The sequence below is a fragment of the Amycolatopsis sp. GM8 genome (assembly GCF_021653975.1).
Taxonomy (GTDB): domain Bacteria; phylum Actinomycetota; class Actinomycetes; order Mycobacteriales; family Pseudonocardiaceae; genus Amycolatopsis_E.
The window spans coordinates 1-17505 of record NZ_JAJKFK010000012.1; the positions used below are offsets into that span (position 1 = coordinate 1).

Annotated in this window: 7 protein-coding genes; 3 read left to right on the top strand and 4 right to left on the bottom strand. The window is 67.5% G+C overall.

From position 1 onward, the window contains the following. Positions 1-5761 (bottom strand): RHS repeat-associated core domain-containing protein (locus LOZ83_RS36740; RefSeq protein ID WP_236796666.1); only part of this gene is annotated, 5761 nt, incomplete at its 3' end. A 474-nt stretch (positions 5762-6235) separates the two neighbouring features. Here LOZ83_RS36740 and LOZ83_RS40635 point away from each other — a divergent pair. Continuing rightward, positions 6236-11896 (top strand): LamG-like jellyroll fold domain-containing protein, encoded by a 5661-nt coding sequence (locus LOZ83_RS40635; protein ID WP_236796492.1) that lies wholly within the window; start codon positions 6236-6238, stop codon positions 11894-11896. A 633-nt stretch (positions 11897-12529) separates the two neighbouring features. On the opposite strand, the gene LOZ83_RS36750 is transcribed toward LOZ83_RS40635, so the two are convergent. Then, positions 12530-13045: a hypothetical protein gene (locus LOZ83_RS36750; RefSeq protein WP_236796493.1), complete on the bottom strand. Its 516-nt coding sequence runs from the start codon at positions 13043-13045 to the stop codon at positions 12530-12532. Between the two features lie 386 nt (positions 13046-13431). Here LOZ83_RS36750 and LOZ83_RS36755 point away from each other — a divergent pair, with 386 nt between their 5' ends. Further along, positions 13432-14313 (top strand): LysR family transcriptional regulator, encoded by an 882-nt coding sequence (locus LOZ83_RS36755; protein ID WP_304512179.1) that lies wholly within the window; start codon positions 13432-13434, stop codon positions 14311-14313. Here LOZ83_RS36755 and LOZ83_RS36760 read toward each other — a convergent pair. Both LOZ83_RS36760 and LOZ83_RS36765 read right to left on the bottom strand, forming a co-directional pair. Then, a complete protein-coding gene (locus tag LOZ83_RS36760) occupies positions 14310-15101 on the bottom strand; it encodes an IclR family transcriptional regulator (protein ID WP_236796494.1) in 792 nt (263 codons plus the stop codon). The two genes, LOZ83_RS36755 and LOZ83_RS36760, sit on opposite strands and share 4 nt — an antisense overlap. A 14-nt stretch (positions 15102-15115) precedes the next feature. Continuing rightward, positions 15116-16438 carry an MFS transporter gene (locus LOZ83_RS36765; RefSeq protein ID WP_236796495.1) on the bottom strand — a complete coding sequence of 441 codons (1323 nt, stop codon included), beginning with the start codon at positions 16436-16438 and terminating at the stop codon, positions 15116-15118. A 169-nt stretch (positions 16439-16607) separates the two neighbouring features. Here LOZ83_RS36765 and LOZ83_RS36770 point away from each other — a divergent pair, with 169 nt between their 5' ends. Beyond that, positions 16608-17495 carry a DUF6282 family protein gene (locus LOZ83_RS36770; RefSeq protein ID WP_236796496.1) on the top strand — a complete coding sequence of 296 codons (888 nt, stop codon included), beginning with the start codon at positions 16608-16610 and terminating at the stop codon, positions 17493-17495. The last annotated feature ends 10 nt before the right edge of the window (positions 17496-17505 follow it).

The window sequence follows — 17505 nt, forward strand, 5'->3', positions numbered from 1 at the left end:
CGGCCGTCGTATGTCCGTGGCCGCCACCGTGGCTGTAACCGGTCCCGGCGCAGTTGCAGCCGCCACCCCCGCCACCGGGGGCGTTGGCGTTGTCGTAACCACCACCATCACCGTAGGACGGGCCGATGGTCAGCAACTGGTCCCCAACACCGCCATCCGAGGGACTCGGGAAAAATCCACTCACCCATGTCCCGACGTCGATCGCCCATTGTGGGACGCTGGGCGGCGACGTGATCGCGTCCCAGATATCGCTTATCCATGACAGGCCGGTCGGGTCGCTCTTGAGTAGCGGGTTGTCTGCGCTGTAGGCGTAGCCGTTACTGGTTTGTGGATCGGACAGCGTGAGTAGTGGGTCGACCGACATGAAGCGGCCGGTGGTGGTGTCGTAGGTGCGGGCGCCGACGTCGGAGAGGCCGGTGTTCGCGTCGAGTGGTTTGTTGAGGAATCCGTGGTTGTCGGGCCAGGTTCCGGGGTTGGTGGTGCCGTTGAGGGTGGTGGTGATGGTGCCGAGTTGGTTGCCGTAGGGGTCGAGGTTGCGGCGGGTCACGGCGCCGGTGTCGGGGCGGTATGCGACCATTCCGCTGCCATGCTGGTCGGCGGCCAGATACGTCGGGTTCGCGCCACCCGCCCGCAAGGCGACGGTTTGACCGCCGAGGGTGTAGTAGCGGACACCGGTCACAGCCGCGGTCGCGGTCGTGTAGGTCAGCTCCTCGCCGGTGAGGTAGAGGGTGGTGGAGCCGGGATCGTGCCGCACCAACTGGTTACCGTCAGCGTCATAGACGTAGGAGGTTGTTCCGGCTGGGGTGGTGTCTGAGGCGAGGTGGTTTTCGGCGTCCCAGGCGAGGGTCTGGTTCCCGCCAGGGACGTTGCGGGACACCGTGTTGCCGACCGCGTCATAGCTGTAGCTGGTGGAGGAGTTGCCGCTGGGGCCGGTTGTGGCCGTGGAGGTCAGGGCGCTGCGTTGCGGGCTACCGGTGCCCGGGTAGGTGTAGCTGGTGGTGGTGTCCCCGGTCGGCCCGCCGGGTACGGCGTGCTGGGTTTGTGTTTGCCGCAGACCGGTCGGGTCGAAGGTCCATGAGGTCCAGTACGGTGCGACGCCACCGATCACGCCGGCCGAGGGCGCGCCGGCGCAGTTGTCGGTGGCGGTCCAGGCCTGGGAGAGCCGGTCCAGCGTGTCGTAGCCGAAGCATTGGGTTTGGGTGGGTCCGCCGTTGGGTCCTTGGACGTCGACGGTGCGGGTGGGGTTGCCGAACGGGTCGTAGGTGTAGCCGGTGTTGTCCAGTTGCGGGGTGCCGGTTTGGGCGGAGTAGTTGACGTTCGTGGTGTTACGTGTTTGTGGGTCGTAGGTGTAGGTCAGCCAGGACGCCATGCCGATGTCGCCCATGTTGACCTGGGCGGGTTCGCCGTAGGGGGTGTAGGTGACCGAGGAGACGTATCCGTTGTAGCCGCTCAGGCTTGACGGTTTGCCGAGCGCGTCATAGGTGGTACCGATCCATTCGCCCGGTAGCCCACCGCCGGGGGCGGGGAGCACGTTACCGAGAACGCCGGCGTCGTTCCACTCGAACTGGGTGGTGTGGTTGCCGTTCAGCCCGGTTTCCGAGGTGGGCAGTTGCACGGTGAGGCTGGTGGGGTTGCCTTCGCCGTCGTATCCGCCGTAGCCGACAAGGTAGTTGCCTTGCGGGGTGTATCGGGTCGAGTAGGACAGCTTTCCCTTTTGGACGGTGTCATACACCCATGACGCGAGTTTCGTGCCGGTCACCGACCCGGTGTATTCGTTGGTTTTGCGGCCGAGGTTGTCGTAGGTGTAGGCCAGGGTCTGGCCCCGTGCGTCGGTGGAAGTGCTGAGCTGATTCGCGATGTCGTAGGTGTAGTTGGTGGTGCCGGTGCCCGGGTCAACGGCATGGATTTTGTTGCCCAGCATGTCGTAGCTGGAGGCCCAGACGTTGCCGTTCGGGTCGGTGCTCGTGGCGACTTGCCCTTGTGGAGTGTAGGTCTGGGTGGTGGCCTGGTAGGTGCCGCCGGTCACGACGCTGCCGTTGATCGTGGGCGGTGTCGTGTAGGCACGGCTCTCAGTGGTGTGTCCCCGCACGTCCGTGAGTGCGGTGTTGGTGACTCCACCGGCGGGTGGGACGGTGGTGGTGCGGTCGCCGCCGTACACGGTTTTGGTGTCCCAGGTGAAGGTGAGGCCGTTGTAGGAGGCGGCGTCGATCAGGCGCCCGGCGCCGTCGTGAGTGTTGACGGTGCGACTGTTGACCGCGGAGTCCGCGACGGAGATCAGCGTCGTGGAGGGGGCACCGTCGGTGTAGTAGCGGTCGTGGGCGTTGGCGGCCCAGCCGTGGGAGTCGTAGAAAGTGTCCGACACGGTCCGCCCGCCGCCTTCGGCGTCGCTCTGGGTTTGTTTCAGCTGGCCGAACGCGTCATAGATCTTGATCGAGGTGACGTAGGTGTTCGTGGTGCCGGTCTTGGGCACCAGGGTCTTGGCGGTGACCGCGGATGGTGCGGTGGCGGACAGTTGGTAGGCGTAGGTGGCGGAAGCGGGATCGTTGGTGGCTTTGTTGTGACCGGGCAGCCATAGGGTGGTGAGCCGGCCGAGTGCGTCGTAGCTGGCATCGGTGCGGTGGCCGGCGACGTCGATCGTGGTGGTGGTGGCGCCACGCGCCGGGTCGACATTGACCGTGGAGGTCTGGTTGAGCGCGTTGGTGGTGACGGTCTGGGTCAGGCTGCCGCCGTCGGCGGGGGTGTAGGCGATGGTCGTGGTTCGGTTGAGGCCGTCCACTGTGGTCAGGGCGCGCCCGGACGCGTCGAAGGTGCCGCTGCTGGTGGTGGCGAAGGTGAGTGTTCCGCCGTTGTTCACAGTGGCGGTGTCGGTGCGGGTGGTGTCACCGGCGCCGGGGATCGCGCCGAGTGTGCTGGATCCGTCGTAGAACATGCGGGCGTCTGCCAGGATCGGCGTCGGCGTCGTGCCGGGCGCGGGGCACACCTGTTGCGAGGTAACGGTTTCCGAGACGCGGGTCCGGATCCACGAGGTCGTGTTGTCGGCGTAGGAGGTGCTCGTACAGACATCGGGCACGCCGTCGCCGGACTCGGTCCGTTCGACGATCCGGCCCAGCGTGTCGTACACCGATGTGGTCGTGGCCGTGCGGGTGCCGCCGGCGGCGAGGTCCTGGATCTCGCGGCTCTTCGTCGGCTCGAACACCACCGCGGTCAGCGCCGGCAGCCCGCTACGGTTGCGGGTTGCGGTGGTCGCCAGCGTGGACAGATCGGTGATGGTGCTGGACACCCTGAGGCCACCGGACCCGTTGAAGACCTGGGATTCGCGGGCGGTGTCGGCGTAGACGTCGCTATCGGGCACGGTTTCGCCGAGCGAGTCGGTCACGGTCGCGCTGCGGACACCGCCGCCGGGGAGAGTGTCGGCGTCCATGCCGCGGAAGTACGTGGTTTTGGTGAGCGTGGTGGTGTCGGCGTGGCCGTTGGTGGTGTTGCCGGGGTCGCCGGTGGCGACGTCGACCTCGCCGTAGCCGCGGAACTGGCCGTACGTGCGGTTGGCGGGCTTGACCACCTCATTGTCGTCGAAATGCCACGCCGGGGCACCGACATAGGTGTAGGTGGTCAGCTTCGACGGGGACACCGCGTTCGGGTCCTGGACCTGCACGGAATTGACGACGTATTTGTGGAAGTAGTCCAGCGTCGGGCTGGTCTGGTACGGGAACGTCCAATAGACGGGGAAACAGCGCTTCGTGTTCTGCGACGGATCCGCTGGCACGTTCGTCGAGGTGCATTCCGGTGGGCTGTAGGTGACGTTGATGCGCTGACCGGTCTCGGCGGTGACGTTGGTGACGCGCCATCGGGCCATCGGGGGCTGGTTGTTGTAGCCGGCGACGCGGTTGTCCATCATCTGCCCGGTGAACGACACCGGCGGCAACGCGATCGACGTGCCATCGGCGTTATAACCGGTGCGGGTGATGGAGTTCAGCCACAGTGCCGGGTCCCCGGAGCTGGAGAACTGTTGCGCCAGGCTGTAGGCATCCACCTTCGTGTAGCCGGTGCCGTTGTAGTACTGGGTGGTGATGTTCGTCAGCCGCTTGGTCGTCCAAAACGACGGACCGTGGTTGTTACACACCGCGCCGGAAAGACATTGCTGATCCTGCGGCGTGTCGGGCCAGGACGCGGCGTTGGCGGCGGTGAACTGGGACGGATCACAGGTGATCTGCCCAGACGGGAAGCAGCGTTCGGCCACGGCGAACTGCACCTGGTCGGGGGCGGGGTGGGCGTAGATGGTGCCGTTCTCGTCGCGCAGGCCGTAGTCGATGTGGTTGAGGTAGCCGCCGCGGGTGTAGGCGACCCCGGTGGTGCCGTTGTCGGCGCCGTAGAAGTTCGTTTCGGGTGTGTAGTAGTAGGTGGTGACGTTGCCGTGCGGGTCCTCGACGTAGTCCAGGTTCCATCGCCACGCCTGGTTACAGGACGACGCCGCGAACCCGGAGGCGTTGTAGCACGGGTCTCCGGGGTGCGCGCCGTAGACGGGTGTGGTCCAGGTGGAGTTCGTCGTGGCCTGATTGGTGTAGCCGGGGCCGATATTGCGCCCGAAGAAGTACTGAGTGCCGTCGGTGGTGGTGACCTTCCAGTACTCCCCATTCAACGCGCCGTTGGCCCCGCCGGTGAGCAGCTCGACCCGGGACCCGTTGTCGGCCGCCGGATGCCAGGCGCCGGTGGCGTCGTCCCGCACCAATTGCACGCTCGAACCGCCAAGGTTCATCGTGACGATCTGCCCCGCCCAGCACAGATCCCCCGTCTGCTGGGCAGCAGGCAATGTGATGTCGTCGGCGCACGGGCGGTAAGTGCGCTCGACGTCACCGGGCGCGTAGTCCCAGCCCTCCCCAACCCACGACACCTGGTTGTTCGTGCTCGACGTCCGGCCGTCCACAGAGGACGAGTCATAGGACAGGGCGACCGTCGGCGCGACCGTCCCGGACGCGGCCGGCGGCACCGCGATCGGGTACGACCAGGAGAACTGGCCGGAATCCCCCGTCACCGACCAGGTTCCCGAAGGGGACAGCGATGACGCGGTGAATGTGCCATTGGAGCCACCCGCGTCTGTGGCGGTCGCCATCACCACCATCGGCGAGCTCGTCGAACTGGTCGTGTTCGGCCGGGCTGCCGTGCTGGCGGTGCTGTTCGTGGGGTTGAAGTCGACCTGGGCGGAGACCACGTTGGCCTTCCGGTCGTTCAGCGAGGATTTGACCGGGGTCTGCACCCGGCACGCGGGCACCGTCGGCGTGGTGAGAACGCACGCCGGAAGTTGCACCAGGCGTGCCCGGTCCCCGAACCCCGCGGTGAGGTCCCGGAACTGGGAGTAGTCCACACCGAGCGTGGCCGGCGCCGTCGTCCCCCCACCGGGCTGGGCCAGCTCAACCGAGAACAACACGCCCGCCACCCCGGCGCCGCGTGCCGCGGCCGGGTCGGCCAGGTGCACCTTCATCGGGGGTGTCGCCGCACCGGGCCTGGCCGCGGCGACTGTGATCGGCATCGTGCCTACCCGCCCAGGGGCAGTGTCCTTCCACGGCGCGACATCGGCGTTGCCCGCGGCTGGCAACGCAGCAGTGGGCACCGCCGCAGGCGGCTTACCTGCCGGTGGTTGCGCTGGCAGCGGCACATCCTTGTGCGGGATCTGCGCCGTCGCGGGGATCGGTGGTTGCTTGTTCTGCGCCGCGTTCGCGATCGCCGGCGTGGTCAATGTGGACACCAGCAGCGCGAGGAGAGTCATGAGCACGACCGGCAACCGCACCCACCGCCGTCGAGTCGGAAAGTAACCGCTATTCCGACTTGTTAGAAAACCCATCGGGCCAGGCCCCCTTGTTAGACCGAACGGACGCAATTAATCCGAATGGACTCTGCTGGCAAGCAATGCGACACGACGTGCCGCCGAACATCATTAGCGAAGATCCAAGAAAACATCCCCCGTCGTTATTTATTCGTGTCCGAAACAGTGACGGCTCACACTGATAACACCACAAATGGGATATTAGAACTGAAATCGAGTGCTTGTTTGTGTAGTTGTTCCACGGTGCGTAGTTCACTCATTCGGCCGTAGGACGCAGCGATTCTCGCTGGTTAATGTGTCGAAGCCTGCATTTTCTGGGCGCGTTCTTCGATGACTGGGGATCCGATGAGAAAACGTCAATCGGTGTGCGAGCCTGCGCGCAAAAATAGACTCGCCGCGAGGATTCTCACCGCCATCGTGGTCGCGATCACGTCCATCGGGCTCGCGACCGGGACCGCGCAAGCTGTCGATCCGTTCAACCCCGCCGCGCCGCCGCCTGCGCCTGTGGTGCCGGATCACCGTGCGCTGCCGGCCGATCAGACGCCGGTGTCGCCGCCGAATGTGGGTCAGCCGCCCGCCGCTCCCGCTCCTGCGCCTCCGCCGCCGGTGTCGGCTCCGACGGCGTCGGATATCGCGAAGCAGACGGGGAAGCCGGTGGAGGTGACGGCGGAGACCGCCGCGACCCGTCAGGTGATGGCCAATCCGGACGGCAGCTTCACGTTGACCTCGAACCGGGTTCCGGTGCGGGCGCAGAAGAACGGGGCGTGGGTGCCGATCGACACCACGTTGCATGCCAACCTGGACGGCACACTCGCCCCGGCCGCCACGACCGAGAACGTCACCTTCTCCAGTGGTGGCACGAGCCCACTGGTCACGCTGACCAACGACACGGCCTCACTCGCCCTGTCGTGGCCCACAACGCTGCCCACACCGCAGGTGTCCGGGTCGACCGCGACCTATCCCGGCGTGATGCCGGGAGTGGATCTCCAGCTCACCGCCGAGGCCGACTCCTATTCGGAGGTGCTGGTGGTGCACGACGCCACCGCGGCCGCGAACTCCAATCTGGCGCACGTGCATGTGAGCGCGACAGCCACGAACCTCACCTTGTCCACTGATGCGAACGGCGCGTTGGTGGCCACCGACCCAACGGGGGCGGTGGTGTTCGGTGGGGCGACCCCGGTGATGTGGGACTCGGCCTACGACCCCCACGCCGGCACCCAGCCGACCGCGACCAACCCCGGCACCGGTCACGTCACGACGCTGCCGGCCACCACCACGAATACCGCGACCGCGAAGACATCGGGCACCGCAACGACGTCCACTGTGGATGTTTCGATCAATCCGCCGTCGTCGGCGCTGGTCGGGTCGGGGGTGACGTATCCGGTCTACATTGACCCGTCGATGAGCCGGGGTGAGGAGTTCTGGGCGGAGGTGACCGCGAACGGCTGGTACTACATCAACCAGACCCAGTGGGCCCAGGTCGGCGACTGTGGTAGCTGGAACGGGTGTAACGGGTTGACGGTGGCGCGGTCCTATTTCCAGATGGGTACCGAGGACATCTCCGGGCACCCTAACGGCCGTGGCGCCCGTGTGTTCAACGCCCAGCTCTACGCGAACGAGGCGTGGAGTGCCGATGGCTGTACCGCCCAACCGGTCGATGTGCATCTGGCTGGCGCGATCGATGGCAACACCCGTTGGCCCGGGCCGGAGGCCGGGTTCATCAACGAACAGTGGTCCGCGGCTGGGACGAACTGCGGCGGCGCGAACAACGTGGTCTTCGACGTCACTTCCGCCGCCCAGCTGGCCGCGGATCAGGGCTGGCCGAACCTGACGATGGACCTGCGCGCCCCGGACGAGGGCAACCAGTACCAATGGAAGGAGTTCGCCGACAACCCCACGCTGGTGATCAACTACAGCTATCCGCCCAACCCCGCCGGTGGGCTGGCGGTGTCCAATGCGGTCACCTGCACCGGGCACGTCTATACGTCGGACGCGCAACCGACGTTGTATGCGACGGCGACGGATAACAACAATCCGCCGCTGAACCCACAGCTGTGGTACGACCTGTACAACGGTGCTGGCACCACCGGCATCGTCACCAGCGCGGGACCGGTCACGATCGCCTCCGGTACGACCGGTGCATGGACCGACACCGCGCCCCTGAGCGGTAACAGCGACTACGAGTTCCGGGTCAACGTGTCCACGCAGCAGGGCACGCCGCAGGAAATGTGGGCCGGCTCCTACAGTCCGTGGTATGGCTTCACCCGTCTCGCCCCACCGACACAAGCGCCGTACATCAATAGTCAGGACTATCCGGCCAACTACTGGGGCCAGCCGAGTGACAACGCGCAAACGGTGTTCTTCTCCGCCAATGGTGCGTCGAATGTCGCCGGGTTCACCTGGACCCTGACCGGCGCGGGCACCGAGTCGGCGCCGTCGACGTCGCAATGCAACTATAATCAAACGTTCGGCACCACTGGTGGGTACGTCGCCGCCGACTCCACCGGCTGGGCCAACCTCACAATGCCCAACGGGTTGGGCATTGGCTATCACACCATTTATGTGCGCAGTTTCGACTACGCCCACAACCTGTCTCCCGAGTCTCAGCCCTATACCTTCTACGTCGCGCCTCCGACGGGTGCGTCCGGTGGCTGGGTCGAGGCCGAGACCCTGCCCACCAGCCAACCCGCCGGGCAGAACGTCCCTCTCGGAGCACAAAGCAACTGCTGCGGTGTGAGCTGGGGCGGCGGGGCGCAGCTGTGGTTCCAGGGCAATGCCCAAGGGCAGTCCTTCTCGATGACGGTCAATGCCCCCGTCGCCGCGAACTATGAGTTCGACGCCGCCCTCACGAAGGCGCCCGACTACGGGCGACTCAGTTTCACCCTCGACGGCAAATCTCTGGGCCTGCCGACCACGTCACCCATTGACGCCTACAGCGCCACCGTCACCACGAAATTTCAAACACTGGGCGGCGCCTACCTCACACCCGGTAACCACACTCTGACCATCACCGTGGTCGGCACGAACAGTGCCTCCACCGGCAATCGGTACATGGCCGGGATCGACGGCATATTCCTCAAACCCGGCAACCAGATCGACCTCGAATCCCCCCAACTGGTTCAGGCCACCGACACCTCTGGACAAAACCACACCCCGGTCCCGGAGGCCAACGACAATGGCTCCGGATGGCGGGGCGGCGCCCAGCTGCTCTACCCGGCCACGGCGGCGAACCAGGCCGAAAACCTCACTGTCACCGTACCGGTGGAGGCCGACTACGCGCTCGGCGCGAACCTCACCACCCGCTCCAACTATGGGCAGCTCGAGTTCACTGTGGACAACACCACCGTGCTCGCCGGCACCGACACTGCCCCCATCGACACCTACAGCGCCACCAGTTCCTGGACCTACCGGCCCTTCGGCAGTATCCACCTCACCGCCGGCACACACGTCATCACTGTCACGGTCACCGGTAAGAACGCGAGTTCTAGTGGGTTCCAGGCTGGGATCGACTACCTCACCGTGGCAGCGATCAACAACATGACCGCCGCCAACTTCGGTGCGGCGATGAACAACCACGGCATCGCCGTGGGCGGTGCACCCGCGAACCTCGACCTGTGGGGCGGGAACAGCTTCTCCGGACCTGCCATGGCCGATGCCGGCTACGCCCCCGGCTCCACCGTCACCATCTCCGGCGCCACCTTCACCATGCCCGCCGCAAACAATGGCAACGACAACATCCTCGCCGACGGCCAAACCATCCCACTACTGGCCGGTCAACAGGTGAAGGCCAACGCGATCGGTCTGCTCGCGGCCAGCACCTGCGGCGCCAGCCCCGCCGCCGGAGCGCGGATCACCTACACCGACGGCACAAACAGCCTCGCCACAGTCCCGTCCGTGCCGGACTGGGTGTACGGCGACAACACCTCGGCGACCGCCGTGCTGTCCTATATCGACAACTCGACCGCGGCGAGGATGTCCGGTCGGGCCGGGAAATTCTACACCGTGTTCCTGCCGGCAGATCCGACCAAGACTGTGGCCAAGGTGACTCTGCCCTATACCGGCACCGGCCAGCTCACCAACACCTGCAACACCGGCACTCCGGTCACCGCCGCCCTGCACGTGCTCGCGATGGCACCCCGCCCCGCCAGCAGCGGCCCGGTTCCCACCGGGGCGGCCGGATGGCTCGGCGCCTGGGCCGCCCCCGCCGACACCGCCGCAGTGCCCCCCGGCGGCGCGGGGTTCGCCAACCAAACCATCCGCATGATCGTCCACCCCACCACCACCGGGAACAAGGTGCGGATCCGGTTGTCCAACGCTGGAGCCGGTCTGGCCTCGCCCCCGCAGACCGTGACCACCACCGTCGCCGTCGACGCCGCGACCATCGCAGCGCAAGCCGGCACCACTGGTGCCGGGCCCACCACCCTCGCCGCCCCCACCGCGCTCACCTTCGGCGGCAGCAGCAGCGTCACCCTGCCCGCTGGCGGTGAAATCCTCAGCGACCCGATTGCCTTCCCCGCCACCAGCGGGGGCAGCGGGAACCTCGTCGTCAGCATCCACCTGCCCAACGCCGTCACCCGCGCCCCCGTCCACACCGGCCTCGTGACACCGACCTACCTCGCGTCCGGCAACAGCACCACCGACAGCAGCGGAACCCCCTACACCACCACGCTTCCCGGGGACTACTACCTCACCGCGCTCGATGCCACCACCACCGACCCGACCGCCGGCACCATCGCGATCCTCGGCGACCAAACCTCCACCGCTGGTGCCGCCGGCCCGGGTCGCAGCGACCAGCAAACCTGGGTCGATGACCTACCGGCGGCTCTCGCGGGCAGTCTGCCCGGCAGCGTCGTTAACGTCAGCCGCGCCGGTCAACCCGCCGAGGACTGGTGGAGACTCGCCGACGGCACCGGCACCACGGCCGCCGACACTGCGGGCACCCACCCCGGCACCCTCTCCGGCGGGGTCACCTGGAGCACCGCCTGGGCCGGGGACCTCGCTGGCAGCGCCGTGTTCGATGGCACCGGCGCCATCACCTCCAATGGCGCCGCCGTCAGTACCGCCCGCAGCTTCACCATCTCCGCGTGGGTCAACCTCACCAACACCAACAATTCCCAAACAGTGGTCGCGCAGGACGGTACCAACACCAGCAGTTTCCGCCTCGAATACGACAAGGCCGACAACCGGTGGGCCTTCACCCGCGCCAGCGCCGACACCACCAACCCCACCCTCACCCGAGCCCTGTCCACCACCGCACCCCAAACCGGCACCTGGACCCTGCTCACCGGGGTATTCGACGCCAGCAACCAAAACATGACCCTCTACGTCAACGGCAACGCCCAGAACACCGCCGCCACCACCACCTCGCCCGACGTCACCGGCAACCTCACCATCGGCCGCGACAAGACCAACGGCAACCCCAGCGACTACCTCACCGGCTCCGTGTCCGACGTCCGCGTCTACCACAACACCCTCACCGCCCTCGACATCCCCGCCCTCTACACCGCCGCACCTGCCCAACAACCCGGCCCCATGCCCGGCGCCCCCAACGCCCTCGAGCTCGGCAACATCAGCGACACCGGCGGTGCCCTCGTCGGCACCAGCCCCGACACCACCCTGAATCAAACCCTGCTCGCCGAACCTAACCTCCGCACCGTCATCACCACCATCGGCACCAACGACGTCCTCACCAACACCCCGCCGAGCACCATCGAAAACAACCTCGCCAACACCCTCAAGTCCTCGTCACCAGGCGGCTACGCCCTACACAACGCCTACCGACCCGACGGCACACCCCTGCACGTCATCATCACCACCATCCCCCCGCTCGGACTGTCCACAACCGACCCCCGCGAAACCCTCCGCGTCGCCCTCAACAACGACCTGCGCGCCAACTACACCCAATACGGTGCCGACGAACTCGTCGACCTCGACACCGCCGTCGCCAACACCACCAACCCCAACCAAATCAACCCCACCTACCTCACCGGCAACCAACCCAACAACGCCTACTACCAACAACTCGCCCAAACCCTCGCCAACGCCGTCAACACCTTCCCACCCACCGCCACCCTCTGATGACCAGGCGCAACGTGGAGCCCGACCGGCGCCTGCCTTTCGACCTCCTCAACACGTGAGCTTGTCAACGCGCCATCAGCTCTCCTCGGGAACGTCCAGACCGTAGATGGACGCGACTTTCCCGGCCCACGCTCGGGACCGCTGCGGCGCGTGTTCCAACTGTTCTTGTGCCCATTGTTCCGGCGTGGGCATTGGACGCTGTCGAGCGAACGCCGCGCCTGTCCCGTCTGCTGTGCCCGTCGCGCGGTCGGATGTTGCATTGGCCGGATGGTCCGGCGTGCTCGGTGTCGCGCGGCCCACGGCCCGGTGCGGCTTTCGTGCGGGGGTGCTCTGCCGGTCGCGCGGGGGCCGGTCCGGGTCCGACCGCTTCCCGCTGCCGTCCGGACTGCCGCCCTGTGTTCCGTTCGGATTCTTGTCCGGGGAGCCGTCGCCGTTGCCGGTGGCTCGGTCGTGCTCTGTCCTGTGGTGATCGTTGCGGTCATGGGCGCTGTCCTTTCGTGGGTGTCGCGAGGTGGTCGGTTGTAGATCGCTTGTGCTGTGGTTGGTCAAGGGATGATCACCTCCCCTCGGCCGGTCGATAGGGAGCCGGGGATGGCCCCGAGCGCGGTCACGAATACCCGAGTTTCCGGCGGTTCAGCGGGTGTCCGGGTTGGCACCTCCCCGCCTCCCCTCACCGTGTTTCCCCTGGTCATTGGAGGGACTTTGGTCGGGGGACGTGGCGGGGAGAACTCCCCGCGTCCCCGGCTGCTCCCCGCCCGCGTCCCCGGGCGTCTCGCCGGGGTCGCGGCGGGCGAGTGCGGCCGTCACGTCGGCCGCGTGCACGGTCATGACGCCGTGGGACTTGCGCGCGGTGATGCCGTGTTCGGCGAGCATCGCGGCCAGCGCGGCGAAGCTCCACCCGCCGTAGTGATCCGGGTCGTGCTCCACCAGTCGCGCCAACACGTGCTGTGTCCGCACCCGCTCGTCTCCGCCGATCACGTCGGCGAGATCGGCCAACTCGTCCACCTCGGCGGGGCTGGCCGCCTCGATCGGCGGTCGTGCACTGGACTCGACCGCTCGGTCTGCTTCCTCGATCAACGCGACGGCGCGGGCGACGACCGGAGTCACGTCATCGGCCCCGTCCTCGACCGGCACGTAGAACGTGCGCACCAACTCGAACGTCTCATCGGTGATGCCGACCGCGACGCACGTTCCCCTGTCGGTGTTGATGCGTAGCTCGGTCGCGCGGGATACCGGCCGCGTACTTGCCGGACCCCAACAGGCCGTCGTTGGCGACCTGATCGGCCACGGAGAACGCGACACCGCAGGACACGTTGCGGGTGACCTCACGGGGGATGCTGCCTTTGTGGGTGATTGGGTCGCCAGCAACAACACGATGCCGTACTTGCGGCCCGCTTGATCAACCGCACGGCGCGGCAGGTCTACGCCGTAGGTCGCGGGCACCGTACCCACGGGGGTCCGGTGTGGGGGCAGGATGGGACGGCCGGACGAGCGCCACCTACATGGGCGATCGTCTCGTTCCGACGCGGTTGTCGATGGACTTAGGAGGGGACGTGGTTGATTTGTCCAGGCCAGCGCTTGATTCAGAGAGCATTAGAAAATTCGTCGCCGTGGCCGAGGAGCTGCATTTCGGCCGGGCGGCGCAGCGGCTCGGCATCGCGCAACCCCCGTTGTCGCGCGCGATCAGCCAGCTCGAACGACGACTCGGGGCGACGCTGCTGGAACGCAACAGCCGCGCGGTCACGTTGACCGAGGCCGGTTCGGTGCTGCTGCGAGAGGGCCGGGCGGCACTCGACGCGGTGGACGCCGCTGACCGCCGGACCCGCCGTGCGGCGACCGACCGGCCAGGGCTGGTCCTCGCCACGAAGGCCGGTGCGTCCAGCGAACTGCTGGCGAAAATGCTCGACGCCTACGCCGCCGAACCCGACTCGGTCGCCGTCGATGTGGTCCTGTGCGGCCCTGGCGAGCAGGAAGGGTGGCTCCGCGACGGACGGGCCGACGTGGCGTTGCTGCACCAGCCGTTCGACTCGACGGCCGGGTTCGACGCCGAGGAGTTGCACGCCGAAGGGCAGGTCGTCGTCCTGCCGGCCGGACATCCCCTCACCAGCGAGACACACGTGCGGCTGACCGACGTCGCCGAGCTGCCCGGCCTGCCGAAGCCGCGCTGGCCCCGCCGCGACGGCAGCTACCCGGACGGTCCCGGTCCGCAGGTCCGGGACCACACCCAGCTGCTCCAGCTGGTCGCGCTCGGCCGCGCTTCGGTGATCATGCCGGAATCGGTCCGCGCGCATCTGGGCGAAGACCTCGCCGCCGTGCCGGTGCTGGACGCGCCCACCGTAACGACGGTGATCGCGTGGCCGCCGCACAGCCGCTCCCGCGCCGTCGCCGCCCTCATCCGGACGGCGACCCGCCTCTAGGCGACCGTGCTTTCCGGCGGCTCGACCGGGCTCACCCCGCCCATGCGTTCGGAGATCTGCGCGGCCGTCGAGATGAGGTCCTCGCGGAAGGCGCCGTCGGTGGGCAGGGTCCGGAGGGTGCCGAGCAGCGCGATCGTCGCGCAGATGCCGTGCTCGTCGAACACGCCGGTGCCGACCGCGGTGATGCCCGAGTCGGCCTGATGGTCGGTGCCGACGCCGGTGCGCCGGACCTCGTCGAGCTGGACGGTCAGCTCGTCCCGCTCGTCCGTCGGCAGCGTCGCCAGGAGCCGGTCGACCCGCAGCTGGTCGGGCAGGAACGCCAGGAAAACCTTGGCCTGGGCCGAATGCAGCCCCAGCTGGGTGCCGACGCGCACGGTCACCAGCACCGACCGCGTGCTGTCCTCCTCCGTCCGGGACACCACCGGCCCGGACGAGCCCCACAGGCTGATGACCGCGGTCAGGTGCGTCGACTGGCAGAGCCGCCGCAGGAACGGCGGCGCGACGTCGAGCACCCGCCGCCGGGCGAGCGCCGCCGCGCCCAGTTGCAGCAGCAGTCCGCCGGGCTGGAACCGCGACGGTTCGTCGGTGCGCTCGAGCAGGTCGGCGGCGACGAGCGAGGTGAAGTACCGGTGCGTGGTGCTGCGGTTCAGCCCCAGCTGCTCCGCCGCCTCCGCGACGGTCGTGGTCGGGTGCTCCACGGAGAACAGCCCGAGGATCTGCCCGACCCGGCTCACCGCCTGGATGTCGCCGGAGGACACCGCACCGTCGATCACGCCGAACCCCCTCATCGCCACCTGCTCCTTTACACCGTATGGCCCATGTCCACATCCTTCGTCTCGGGCCCGGCGAACCCGCCGATGCTGATCAGCAGCCCCGCGAGCACGATCAGCACGACCGGCGCGAGGGTCGCGGACATGAACGTGCCGAGGCCGTCGAGGTAGAAGGCGTAGAACGCGGGGATGATCAGCGCGAGGCTGTAGCCGACGCCGTACCCGCTGGCCCGGATGCTCGCCGGGAACCGCTCGGTCAGGTACGCCGCGATCGGGGCGAACGTGCCGACCGTGAACACCACCACCAGGGTGGTCAGCACGATCACCATGCCGAGTCCACTGTGGAGGTTCAAGATGAGCGCGTAGCAGGGCGCGCCGATGACGACCATGGCGAGCCCGTAGCCGATGTAGAACGGGCGACGGCCGATGCGCTGGGACAGCAGCCCGAACGCCAGGTACGTCGCGGCGGTGACGACCTCCGCGATCACCATCGTCACCGAGATCTGCTTGCTGGAGAGCCCGACATGCGATTTGAGCAGCGCCGGCAGCAGCGCGACCCCGATGTTCGTGGCGAGCCAGGTGCCGGTCATCAGCACGAACACCTGGATCATGCTGCGCCGGTGCTCGCCCTTGAACAGCACCGCCAACGGCGAACCCGTCTTCGTGCGCTCGGTCGCGGGCTCCTCGACCTCGCGGCGGTAGTGCCAGAACAGCACGACGGCGAGCAGTGCGCCGATGATGAACGGGATCCGCCAGCCCCACTGCGCGTACGCCGAGTGCACCCCGGCCGACGGCATGACGCTGAGCAGGATCAGCGTCAGCGCGGCGACCACGCCGTACGCGGCGGGCGAGGTGGCGGTGATGGTGCCGGAGATCAGGCCGCGGCGGCGGCGCGGACTCCATTCCATCGCCAGCGGCACCGCGGTCGTGTACTCGCCGCCGAGGAAGATGCCGGCCACGAACCGCAGGGCGATGAGCAGGCCGGCCGAGGCGATGCCGATCGCCTCGTACCCCGGCAGTGCCGCGATGAGCGCGGTGGTGACCCCGAACCCGGCGACCGCGACGAGCGTGCTGCGGCGGCGGCCGCGCGTGTCGGCGAAGTGGCCGAAGACGGCCGCACCGATCGGCCGGGCGATCAGCGTCGAGGTGAAGATGAACGCGTTGAGCAGGGCCGCGGTGCCCGCGTTCACTCCGGCGGACTGGAAGTAGGCGCTGGCCGGGGCGAGCGCGATGATCGGCAGGTAGATGTCGAACTGGTCGACGAAATAGGCCAGCACGCCCGCCCTGATCGCGGCCTTGGCCTTGGGATGGGTGCCGGTCGCCGGCGTGCCGCGGTCGGCGCGGGTCTCGGTCATCGGGTGCTCCTTGCGGTGAGGATCGCCATTGATGTTCACATCGCGCAAGTGTGTTCTGTATCGCGAACGTGCCGACTGTATCCGCGTGACTCGCGTCAGGCAAACACCCCTTGACGTTCGTAATGCGAAACTGCAACCTGGATTACGAACGACGAAGGGGGTCCGTGACATGACAACGACGTCCGTGGCCAAGATCCTGCGCGGCAGTGTCGATCTGCACTGCCACTCCGGGCCGAGCCCGTTCCCCCGCCGCTTCGACCACGTCGAGGCTGCCCGCGATGCGCAGGAACGGCTCGGCATGCGGGCCATCGTGGTCAAGTCGCACCACCACAACACCGTGATGGACGTGCTCGCGATGGCACCGCGGCTGCGGGAGCTGAGCACGCAAGTATTCGGCGGGATCGCGCTGAACAGCTTCGTCGGGGGGCTGAACCCGCACGCGGTGCGGATGTCGCTGCGGATGGGCGGCAAGGTCGTCTGGTTCCCGACGATGTCGTCGGGCCGGCACATCGAATGCCATCCGGAGGGCTCCGGCTTCCCCACCGAGACCGTGCCGCTGACCTGCGAGCGCATCGACATCGTCGACGAGCGCGGCGAACTCAAGCCCGAGGTCGGCGAAATCCTCGACGTCATCGGGGAAACCGGCGCGCTGCTCTCGGGCGGGCACATGTACCCCGAGTACATCCGGCAGCTGTTCGAGGCGGCCGGGCGCAAGGGGATCCGGCGGCTCATCGTGAACCACCCGAACTTCGTGATCGGCGCGGAACCCGAGCAGTGCCTGGAGTTCGTCCGGCTCGGCGCGTTCATCGAGCACGAGGTCGGCATGTACGACACGGAAGGGAACATGCGCTGGGACCCGAAGCTGTTGCTGGACTGGATCTCGCGCATCGGGCCCGAGCACACGGTGTTGTCCTCGGATCTCGGCCAGGCGACGAACCCGGCCCCGGTCGACGCCTACCTGCGCGTGTGCGGTGCGCTGCTCGACCTCGGCCTGCCGGAGAAGGACCTGCAGCGGATGACCCGGGACAACCCGTCCTACCTGCTCGGACTCGACTGAGAGGAGTCTC

Bases quoted from the DNA above. Each gene is read 5' to 3' on its own strand.
- LOZ83_RS36760 (WP_236796494.1), bottom strand. From the start codon at position 15,101: ATGAGGGGGTTCGGCGTGATCGACGGTGCGGTGTCCTCCGGCGACATC.
- LOZ83_RS36765 (WP_236796495.1), bottom strand. From the start codon at position 16,438: ATGACCGAGACCCGCGCCGACCGCGGCACGCCGGCGACCGGCACCCAT.
- LOZ83_RS36755 (WP_304512179.1), top strand. From the start codon at position 13,432: ATGGACTTAGGAGGGGACGTGGTTGATTTGTCCAGGCCAGCGCTTGAT.
- LOZ83_RS36770 (WP_236796496.1), top strand. From the start codon at position 16,608: ATGACAACGACGTCCGTGGCCAAGATCCTGCGCGGCAGTGTCGATCTG.